We start from the raw sequence: 11,006 nt of genomic DNA on the forward strand, positions 1-11,006 counted from the left end.
GATTAAGTTCCCTCCTGAGTCGAGCGGATTAGCTGGTTTGCTGACTGCTGTAAACACTTTCGCAGCGGCAGCAACAAAGCACACAACGACAGGCCAAGCAAACAACCTGTGCTGAGCAGCAATAATTCCAACAGATAGTGTTCCATGGTGTGCTGAACTTGCAGGTGCAGATAACCACGCATAGCCAACACCAACAAAATACTGCTCAGTAAGCCAGCCAAAAACGGCAGGGCATTGTCACGCAGGAACAGGCGGACTATATAATGTTTGTTGGCCCCGAGCGCCAGCCGGATGCCAATCTCACTGGTACGCAGCTGAACGTTATAATGAATAACCCCATACAATCCGATAGCCGCCAGCAACAGTGACAATAGTGTCAGCACAATGGCAGCCCCTGCGGTCAGATACTGGCTTTTCAGCAAGCGGGCTTTTTGCTGTTCTAATGAGTCCAACTGATAAATCACCAGCATATCGCTGACGTGCTGCAGTGTAGCCATCAGTTGATGTTTCAGCAGTTGTTGCCCTGGCTTTAGCATGATGGTAAAGCTGCTGCCGCTGTACATGGGCCGATAAACTCGGGGCGGCACTGTCGCCTCACCGGGTTTTTTCAGGCCTTGCACCACACCAATAATAACAAATGAAGCATCCGCACCAGCGCTCAAATCAAAAGACAACCGTTGGCCAACAGCCGAACCGTCCGGATAAAGATGCCTGGCCAGCACATCATTAATGATCAGCACTTTGTCAGCGGTTTGTACTTGCTGTTTGCTGAAATCATGCCCTTCCAGCAAGGATTGGGCTGTCACCTGGAAAAAATGCTCATCCACAATTTGAGCCTGTGGTAACACAGTTTTTTGCGAGCGCTCATCAATCAGTGACCAGGTATTGCTGGCACTGACCAAAGGCGACATAGCGCGGCTTACCGCGTCAACTTGTGGCAATAGTTGCAGTTCTGTCATGAGCTGACTGAGCACGGCATTATATTGTTCAGGTACCAGTGGTTGAGGTGTATTTAGCCGGACATCAAGGTTCAGCAGATCCGCAGTGGTAAAAACCTGCTGATCGCGAATGCTACTGACCGCACTGAGTAAAAATGTCAGATTAACCAACAATAAGAAGCCAGCGACTGCGACCTGACTATACACCAGCGCCTGTCTGACAGAACGCGGGATCTGTGCAGTACTGCCTTTGCCGCCTGATGCCAAATGGCTTTGCAACTGTCGATAATTTAACTGACCACCACTCAGTTTGCCAAGGCTCAGTAGTTTTGTACTGCACCAGGCAAACAACATGGCCAGCGCCAGCATCAATACAATCACCAGCAGCAAGGCGGTATAGCCGATGCTGTCATAACCGGATAATGGCAATACATCAGGCAGGTTGTGTCGGATAAACCAGCTCCCGATCAGTGAAATGCCCCAGCCAGCCAGTGCAGAGAGTGCCATCAGCACTGCGATTTCACTCAACAGGACCAAACGAACTTGTGCTGGCCTGGCACCGAGAGCCGCGCACAGTGCCAGCTCTTTATTCCGTTCTGCCACTCGGGCTAATAACAAATTGGCGATATTGGCGGTGGCGATCAGTAATAAAGCCAGAGCACCTGCCAGCAGCAGATAAGCCGCCAGATTACTGTCGCCAAAGATCACCTGACGCAAGCTGCTGAACTTCATCTCAACCCGCCAACCCTGATAAAAGGGGATGGCTGCAACTTCTTGTTGCCAGGTTCGATCGACCAGATCGGTCAGGCTCTGCTGCGCTTGCTGAACCGGGATATCCGCTTTGAGTTTGCCAATAAAAATTCGCGGATTCGCTCTATCTCCCCAGCGACTGCGGATTGACTCAGTCGCGGGGTTAAAGTGCCAGGGTAGCCAGATGGCCGTTTCTCGCCCGGATTGAGAAAGTTCAGGCTCGGTAAAATCAGCCGATAGCACTCCAGCTACCTTATAGCTGTTGCCACGAATGCTGAGCACTTTGCCAATAATGTCGGGGTCGGCAGAAAACAAGGATTGCCACACCGTATAACTCAGCACAGCGACAGGTTCAGCCAGATCTGGATTGCTAACGGGCTGAAACAACTGGCCAAGATGAGGCCCTGCCCCCAGAGTCCGGAAAAAATCAGCCGTGATATAACTGGTAGCGAGTTTGGGCTGATCAGGGTGTGACACCAAGACTTCATCATCATAGTGAGCCAGGCCGACACTGGAGAACAGGGCCTGATCTTGCTGTTGCTGCTGATACATATGCATCAAGCTGGCATAACCATAGGCATTCACATTGGGCAGGCCGGACTTATCAATCTGCAGTTGTTCTACTTTATATAGCTGCTCCGACTCAGGATAAGGTAAGGGCTGCAACACCAGATAATAAAACAGCCCTGCGGCGTTTAATAAAATGCCCAGAGTGATGCTCATCGTCAGCACAATGCTGAGGGCAAAACCCCGACGTCTGTGCAAATTTTTCCAGGCTGTTTTGAGCTGATATACAAACATAGTGCTGAATCCTTATTCTTATAGTTGTTGGCGGATGCGGTTTATTATTAATGTGAGGCATGCCAAAGCAACCATCAGGTTATTGTCCTTGTAACGCATAAATGGCGGGTTTTCGGATAATGCCCCAGACTGACAACAACGATGTCAGTACTGTTAACAGCACTATCAGCGTCAGTGGCAGCGCAAAACCGCCAGCTGACAGTTCCACTGTGAACATTGTTTGTCGCAGGCCAAGCCAGAGAATTGCCAGCAGCAATGCCGCCAGTACTAAACCAGCACAAACAGGTTTCAGGTTTTCACCCAACAATTGACGCAAAATGGTGGCAGGCCGGGCACCAATCGCCATTCGCACACCCAGTTCAAAGCGGCGCTGCTGCACGCTGTAACTCAGCACGCCATAAATACCTATAGCGGCAAGCAGGAAACTTAGCAGCACAAGAGTGGTAGTCGCAGCAGCTGTCAGATAGTTACGCAGCCGCACCTTGTCGATATTATCTGCAATGCTATAGATATTGGCCGCCCTATAGTTGGCAGAGACTTGCGCCATTGCCTGGTTGATAGCGGTTTTGTCAATCTGCATACCTGGTTTCAGTTGCAATTGCAGGTTGGCTGTAGTGCCAAGATTGCGGGTTAAGTAACTGCGGCCTGTCTCGTGCGGTGACCATAGATCCGGCAACTGATGATTAAGGCTTACGCCAATAATCTCAAATGCGAGGCTGCCATCCGGCGAATACAACTGCTGGCCAACCACATTACCATCGGGTCGAAGCTGCAGTGCCAGTGCCTGATTAATGATCACCACCAGTGCTTGTGAGCTGATTTCCTGTGCCGTGAAGTTACGGCCTTGCACTAATTTGATGTCAAACAGCGGCAGATAAAACTGATCGGTGTAAACCGCACGGCTGAACAGCAGTTGAGTCGGGCTGTCTGGCGAGGCTATAAAACTTGCCGAACCATAATAACCATCAAAAGAAATCGGCGGATAATTGCTGACTGAGGCTGTCTGTACCGCCGGATGTTGTTGCAGAATATCACGCACCTGCATCAGCTCGTCCTTTTGTTGACGATATACAGCGCGTCGTTGCTCCAGCGGTAAACTGGCGTCCGGTACAGGGGTCATATCATCAATGGTAATTTGATAGCGATCAGTGCTGGTAAAACCTACGTGCTGGCGCAGTTGTTGTAACGACTGCAACAGCACTTGTGCACTACAAATCAGCAACAGGCCTGCCAGCATCACCTGAGCGCCAATCAACAACTGTCGGGTACGGCCGCTGATTTGCACGCCGCTGCCTTTGCCACTGCTTTGCAGGTTTTGTTGCAGCGCCTGATAGTTGATTTGCCGGCTGATTAGGGTCGCAAATCCCAGAGCCAGCAGCAGGCTGACCAACAGCGCAAAAGCCAAAGTCGGCCAGTCCATACCCAGTTCTGTCAGTCGCGGCAGAGTGGTACCAGCATAAGCCCACAACAACGCATAAGCACCTTCGGCTACGACAAAAGCGACCAGCAGCGCTGCTGTCAGTAACCAAGTGAGTTCAGCCAACACAGAGCCCAATAAATGGTGTCGCTGCGCCCCGAGTGCTGCCTGAATACTCATGCTGCGTTGCTGGCGGGCGGCGTGGGACAATAATAAGTTGGTAATATTAGCTGCAGCGATCAGCAATAACAGCACACTGCCGATCAGCATCGACAGTGTTGCTTTACTGCTGTCCCCGTCCATCATCTGCCGCAGTGGTTCGGCATGAAAGCGCGCAGTGCGCCCGGCCTGAGCGGGTATGGCCGCAACTGCCTCCTGAAATTTTTGCTGAATTTGTGGCCTTAACTCTTGCTCGAAGACCTGAAGCGCACCGGCGTCTTTCAGTTTCGCCAGATAAAAGTGGGCACCGCTGACATCGCCTGGGCTCGCATTCGCGCCAGGCGCATAATCCCAGGGTAACCAGATGTCATTCACGCGGGCCGGGCCTGTCAGAGCAGGCTCCCGGAAAGTCGCTGCGGTAATGCCAATCACTTTAAATGACTGATTGCCTATCTGTACTGTGCGTCCTACTGTGGCCGGATCAGCCTGATAGTGTTCGCGCCAGATTTTTTCACTCAACACAGCCACAGCTTGGTGACTGCCGACATCTTCATCCGCACTAAATGCCCGGCCATGTAATAACGGCATCTGGTACATCCGCATATAACCTGGCGTGGTGTAAGCAATCTGTACTTGTGGGCTGTTCGCTAGATCCCGCAGCGTCATACCAACGTATGAAAAGCTAAATAACGCCTGATCGCTTAAATGCTCTGAGGGTTTGGGGTAAAGCTGACGGAAAACGCTGACTGGTAGCACGCGCGGATACATCACAGATCCATCTTTTTCCAACCAAGCCGTGCTACCCACCATTAACTGATCTTCATCAGCATAAGGCAGCGGCGCAGCTAAAATTTGATAATTCAGGTTAAACATGGCGACCAATGAACCCAGTGCTAAACCCAGCGTCAGTACCACAGTGGCGGCATACCCTTTGGCTTTGCTAAGCCTATAAAGTGCAGTGGAGAAGTCTCTGCGAGAAATCATCTTATTGTCCTTGTGCCGGAGATATCCGACTGGCATTGATTTGTCCTTGGTTCTGTTCCAGCAGTGAAACCAACAGCGCAAAAACCAGCAGACACACTAATTGTAATAAACCGAATACCAGCAACAGCCAGCTGCTTTGCAATGGCCAGACACTTCGTAAGGTGGGCAACAAATTCAGTAAGCTGATCAATAGGCTTAAGCTAATACCGCAGGTAAAAAGTCGGCTGAGTTGCATCCTTCACTCCTTGTTTGGCAGCTTGTACTGCGCAATGCTGCGGCTGGCCGCTACGAACACAGTTACTGAGCCGCAATCTGGCGTAAAGCTGTGGTGTGTTGTTGCATAGGTGTGCCGTCACTATCCAGAATACGCCCATCCAGCAGGTGCAACTTGCGGCTTGCCATATCGGCATAACGTGGGTCGTGTGTCACCATACAAAGGGTGGTGCCGTTATTATTCAGTTCACACAACATATCCATCACGGCGTCGCCATTTTTGGAGTCCAGGTTACCTGTAGGTTCATCGACTAACAGCAACGCCGGGCTACCCACTAAAGCGCGGGCTATGGCAATACGTTGCTGCTGACCACCGGATAACTGGTTAGGTCTGTGACCGGCTCTATGGGTCATATCTACGGTTTTCAGGCAAGCCATCACACGGTCTTCAATTTCAGATTTAGCAACAGACTGGCGGCGATAACGCAGGGGCAGGGCTATATTGTCGAATACAGTCAGCTCATCTATTAAGTTAAATGACTGAAAGATAAAACCTATTTTTTCATTGCGGATAAAGGCCGCTTCGCTCAGGCTTAAGCCGCTGACTTCTTTGCCTTCAATTTGATAACTGCCACCACTGGGCATATCCAATAAACCAAGCAGAGATAACAAAGTAGACTTACCGCAACCGGACGGGCCGCAAATCGAGACGAAATCGCCTGATGAAATCTGTAAGTCGATACCCCGTAAGGCATGGGTTTCCATTTCATCTGTGGCGAAAATTTTGGTGATGCCTTGCATCAGGATAGTTGGGGGTTGCATAGAAAGTTCCTTTGCTTAATAGTCTTTAACGCACAACGCTGACAGTGTCTGCGTCCTGAAATCCTGCCATGTCGGATAAGACAAATTGCTCACCTTCAATGGCACCTTGGTGTAGCTGTAAAAAACGTCCGGCTTCGTCGCCAAACTGCACTGCTGTGGCGGACAAGGTATTAGTGCTTGGATCCAGTTTAAACAGTCTGGTCTGGCTATGACTTTGGCTATTCACCGGACGGTCCAGGTATAAAGTGTTCGTCAGCTCAGCGGTAAAAATCTGTGCATCTATATTGAGTTCTGGCCGGGCAGAGGCAGGGATAGCGTCAACAAAAGTGAGTTCCACTTCGATAGTGCCTTCGACGACCTGGGGCGTTACCCTGCTGACCACGGCATCAGCTTGTTCACGCCTGGTATTAATACGGGCTTTTTGGCCGGGCCGAATTTGTTCGGCTTTGCTTTGGGATACCCGCACCAGAGCCAATAAATCTTTATCACTGCCTACCAATGCCAGCTCCTGACCTGCAGTTACACTTTGGCCCAGTTCAACCGGAACTCGTTGCAACACACCTTCGATCCCAGAGCGTACTGTCAGTTGATCCAATCGCTGTTTTAAACGTTGCTCGCGGGCTATCGCCTGATTCAGTTGCTCTTGCGAAATGGTCAACGCTTCCTGATTGACCAGCTTTAGCTGATCCAGTCGCTTCTGTTGTAACTGAACTTGTTGTGCCAGTTGAGATTTCTCCAGCACTGTGGTCTGAAAACTTAACTGTGAAACTATGCCCTTAGCTGCCATTTCCGCTTCTGCGCTGTGACGTAATACCAGCATTTGATAGCGGGCATCTAATTCTGCAAACCGGCCTTCTTCGGTCAGCATGTCACGCTGGTTGTTTAAATGCTGACGGCGGAAATTGGCATGTTCCTGTGCTGTGGCCATGCTGGCTGTTTCGATTTGCTGCATCAGTTCCGGATCGCTTAAACGCAGGATGATGGAATCTGCTTGCACTACAGCGCCGGCTTTTAACACCACTTCTTCCACTGTGGCAGGTGCTAAGGCGCTGATCAGCTTTTGTTTATCTGAACGCAATACGCCATAACCATCCACTGTGACCTGCAGATCGCCACGCTTCACAGTACCCAGCAATAAACCGGATTGTTCAATTTTGTATTGATAGCCAGGGGATGCAAACAAAGTACCCATCAGGACTAAAGCCGCCAGTGCGCTAACGACTAACACTGGCTTCTTCCAGAGCGCTGCAGCTTTTTCTTTTTTTATATCCATACTGATTTTCCGCCTTGCCTCTTATCGTTGAATCTAAGCACAGCCACGTCGAATTGTTGCAGGGAGACACTTCAAATCGGCGCAGCTATGTTTTTTCAATAGAGCAAAGGGTATGCCACCATGTAAAGCTCTGATTTATATTAATATTTATTGATTGTTGTGAAGGGTTAGTCCGGGATCGGACGCTTTGAGTCCGGAATCGGACTTTTAAATGGAGAAAAAGAATCAATCTTGCGGCAAGAATAAAGTAGCGCAAGAGCCTGTTATACCGTCAGTTCTGTTGGTCAGATTCAATTCGCCTCCCAGTTGTTCAATGATCTGCCGGCATAAGGCTAAACCTATGCCCTGACCCTGGGGTTTAGTACTGTAAAATGGCACAAATAAATCTTGTTGGTTACTAAGGCCAGGGCCTTGATCCAACAGCTGGATTTCAAGATTGTGATTTTGTAGCTTGAAATGCAACAACACTGTGCCTGCCGGGCTACCTGCTTCAATGGCATTTTTTATCAGGTTAATCAACACCTGTTGCAACAACATCTGATCACTTTTAAATACCAGCTCTGTACCGCTGGCTTGTAGTTGATGCTGCTGAAACAACAGCTGCAAAGAGTGAAACAATTGTCCGGCGTTAATCTGCTGGTGCTGGATCCGCAGCTCTTTATTCAGTTCGGCATAACGGCTGACAAAGTCCTGCAAATGCTGACTGCGTTCGTGGATCAAGGCCAGAGCGTCCTGATCACGGCCTGGTGGCAATTTCTGCTGCAAATGTTCTGACAAACTGAGTACTGGCGTCAGTGAGTTACGAATTTCATGGCTCAGAACCCGGATCAATTGTTGCCAGGCTTGGAGCTGAGTTTCCCGCAAAGCCGCCTGAATGTTAATAAAAACCAGCAACTGGTGACGCTGGCCTTGATCCAAAAAACGACTTTGGCGGATCTGCCATTGTTTTGCTTTTTCTTTATTGACAAAATTCCAATGAGGTAAGGCGCTCAACCCCAAACTTTCTGCCGTCGCATGGCGCATACTTTGCCAGGGGCGGCCAAACAAATGGCTGAATTCGTTATTGGCGTAACTCAACTGCTGTTTATGATCAAACACCAGAATAGGGGTGTTTAACTGATCAATCAGCCGATACAGCAAAAACTGTTGTTCATCAAAATAGCTTTTCCGTTGCTGTAACTGCTCGCTGAGCTGCTGTAACTGGAGCTGTAGCTGTGCTGCTATCCCTTTCTGAAAAACAGCCTTAGCCTGCAAACTGTAATCCTGATTTTGCATCGCCTCTAACTGCACACTGGTACGACGAAAAGCAGCAATAGTTTGCTGTCTAACGAAGTGCTGCCACCTGGTAATGAAAACAAAAGCACAACAGCTACTAAGCCAAACCCACCAATGGGGCCAGAACCAGCAAAGCAGTGATGCCAACGCCAAGCAAAGCAAAGCAATCAGCAGTGACTGCTTACGGCTTTGCGTTTCTATGCTGTCAGAGTTCCAGGCCATGTTTTTCCAGTCTGCGGTATAAAGACGACTTGGTAATACCAAGCTTTTCAGCAGTTTTTTGTTTATTGCCCTGACAAAGTTGTAATGCCTGACGGATCAAGGTCAGTTCGGCCTGCTCCAGTGTCATCAAAGGTAAAGTTGCCGCTTGTGTTGCTACAGACAGCTGCTCATCCGGTAACGTCAGCTCCTTGAGTGAGATCTCTTTGTTTTGAGTTAACAACACGGCGCGCTCAAGCAGATGACTCAGTTCTCTGATATTGCCAGGCCAGTGATACTGTTGTAACCGGCTTAATGCGTTGTGATGCAAAGTCAGGCCTGTCTTATGATAACGCTGGCCATGTTTGTGCAGGAAAAACTGGCAAAGGGGAGCTATATCTGCAGGTCTTTCTCTTAAAGGAGGTATACGAAATTCCAGTGTATTAAGGCGGTAATACAGATCCTGACGGAATTGGCCATTTTGGATCAAGGCAGAAAAATCAGCATTGGTTGCCGCAATCAGTCTTAGATCGCTGTGTTCAGTCTGACTGGATCCTACAGCTTCATACTGGCCTGACTCGAGTACACGCAACAACTTCGCCTGTTGCCCTAAGGGTAAAGTAGCGATTTCATCAAGAAACAAAGTGCCACCTTTAGCTAAGCTAAAACGGCCAGCCCTGGCTTCTTTGGCGTCAGTAAAAGCGCCTTTTTTATGGCCAAAAAGTTCGCTTTCAAATAAAGCTTCTGGGATAGCGGCCATATTGACTGAAATCAAAGGCCCGGCTGATCGGCCTGAATGCTGGTGCAGCCAGTGTGCCAACTGACTTTTTCCTGTGCCGTTTTCGCCAGTCAGCAGAATATTAGCTTCTGTGGCTGCTACGGTTTGCAGCTGCTGCATCAGTGTCAGCATTTGCGAACTTTGCCAGACCAGCTCAAGTGGGGTCGATGACAACTGTTGGTGCAGGGCTTTATTCTGTCGGGTCAGTGTGGACAGCTTCAGCTGCTGCTGCAAAATTTGCTGCAGTCGTTGGTTATTCCATGGCTTTTCAACAAAGTCACCGGCACCTGCCTGCATCGCCTGCACTACTAAGGTGGTATTCGACCAGGCCGTCATAGCTACGACTGGAATGTCATAACCCTGTTGTTGCAGGTAACGTAAGAAGCGCAACCCTTCCTCACCTGAAGTGGTATCCAGCTGAAAGTTCATATCCAGCAGGATCAGATCCGGTTGTTGTTGTTGCAGCCATTCGCGGGCTTGTACAGGGTTTTCCAGTTCTTCAATGCTGTAACCCAGATCTTCCAGCACAAAACGGGCTGCAAGTCTGACTTCGCGATTATCCTCTACAAGCAGGATCAGGGGCTGATAATCCGGGCGCGTTTGCACCATCTATAATTTCTCCATCTTCTTCTATATATAGAGTGGCTCTATATAGCTTGGCTAAGCTTATTGCTTCATTGCATATCTGGCACTATAGCAAAAGCATCAGCAAAATAGATGCCAAAGCAAAAACTGGATCATTTAGTCCTGTCACTGCATGCTTTGATCGTCAGGATCCAGCGAAGGATCCGTTTTTTAAGCAGATTTTGTACGTGAAATAAGCATAAAAACCGGATCCGGTTAAAAACTAAGCGGTCGAACAGCTTTTATCAAAAAAGATCTTGCGGCTTAGTCTCAGATCTCTATAATGCGCTCCACACGATGCGACGGACTGATGCGAATCAAAAAGTCGATGTGAACAAATACTGAAAGGCGTTGATTATAAACGACTTTCGCTTCAGTGAAATGAAGCACTGCTCTTTAACAATAAGCAATCAATCATCTGTGTGGGCACTCACGGTTTAGATTCTGCAGCGAGCAATCGCACAAAGAATATATATCAGTGAAGTGACTTACATAGAAATATGTTTTAAGTCAGTGATACTGAGCAGCTACTTCGGTGGCAAATTAAACTTTAATTGAAGAGTTTGATCATGGCTCAGATTGAACGCTGGCGGCAGGCCTAACACATGCAAGTCGAGCGGGGTTTTCGGACCTAGCGGCGGACGGGTGAGTAATGCGTAGGAAGCTGCCCGATAGAGGGGGATACCAGTTGGAAACGACTGTTAATACCGCATAATGTCTACGGACCAAAGTGTGGGACCTTCGGGCCACATGCTATCGGATGCGCCTACGTGG

At 49.1% G+C, this 11,006-nt stretch carries 7 protein-coding genes and 1 rRNA gene; 1 reads left to right on the forward strand and 7 read right to left on the reverse strand.

The features are described 5' to 3' along the window. Positions 1 to 2 precede the first annotated feature (2 nt). The 7 genes from P3C17_RS20830 to P3C17_RS20860 form a co-directional block, all read right to left on the reverse strand. On the reverse strand, positions 3 to 2,489 hold the full coding sequence (locus P3C17_RS20830; RefSeq protein ID WP_300931193.1) for an ABC transporter permease: 2,487 nt from the start codon (positions 2,487 to 2,489) through the stop codon (positions 3 to 5). A gap of 79 nt (positions 2,490 to 2,568) precedes the next feature. Beyond that, the gene (locus tag P3C17_RS20835) at positions 2,569 to 5,049 is read right to left on the reverse strand and encodes an ABC transporter permease (RefSeq protein WP_300931194.1); all 2,481 of its coding nucleotides are present in this window, start codon (positions 5,047 to 5,049) and stop codon (positions 2,569 to 2,571) included. 1 nt (position 5,050) lies between these two features. Then, the gene (locus P3C17_RS20840) at positions 5,051 to 5,284 is read right to left on the reverse strand and encodes a hypothetical protein (RefSeq protein ID WP_300931195.1); all 234 of its coding nucleotides are present in this window, start codon (positions 5,282 to 5,284) and stop codon (positions 5,051 to 5,053) included. Between the two features lie 62 nt (positions 5,285 to 5,346). Next, positions 5,347 to 6,084, reverse strand: coding sequence for an ABC transporter ATP-binding protein (locus tag P3C17_RS20845; protein WP_300931196.1), 738 nt, complete (start codon positions 6,082 to 6,084; stop codon positions 5,347 to 5,349). A gap of 25 nt (positions 6,085 to 6,109) precedes the next feature. Further along, entirely contained in the window at positions 6,110 to 7,357 is a 1,248-nt protein-coding gene (locus P3C17_RS20850; protein WP_300931197.1) for an HlyD family efflux transporter periplasmic adaptor subunit, read from the reverse strand. 225 nt (positions 7,358 to 7,582) lie between these two features. Then, entirely contained in the window at positions 7,583 to 8,854 is a 1,272-nt protein-coding gene (locus tag P3C17_RS20855) for a HAMP domain-containing sensor histidine kinase (protein ID WP_300931198.1), read from the reverse strand. Then, positions 8,838 to 10,217 (reverse strand): sigma-54 dependent transcriptional regulator, encoded by a 1,380-nt coding sequence (locus P3C17_RS20860; RefSeq protein ID WP_300931199.1) that lies wholly within the window; start codon positions 10,215 to 10,217, stop codon positions 8,838 to 8,840. Before P3C17_RS20860 ends, P3C17_RS20855 begins: the two co-directional genes overlap by 17 nt. A gap of 566 nt (positions 10,218 to 10,783) precedes the next feature. Here P3C17_RS20860 and P3C17_RS20865 point away from each other — a divergent pair. After that, positions 10,784 to 11,006, forward strand: a 16S ribosomal RNA gene (locus P3C17_RS20865); the annotation flags it as partial.

The organism is Rheinheimera sp. 1928-s (assembly GCF_029269265.1).
In the GTDB taxonomy this organism is placed as follows: domain Bacteria; phylum Pseudomonadota; class Gammaproteobacteria; order Enterobacterales; family Alteromonadaceae; genus Pararheinheimera.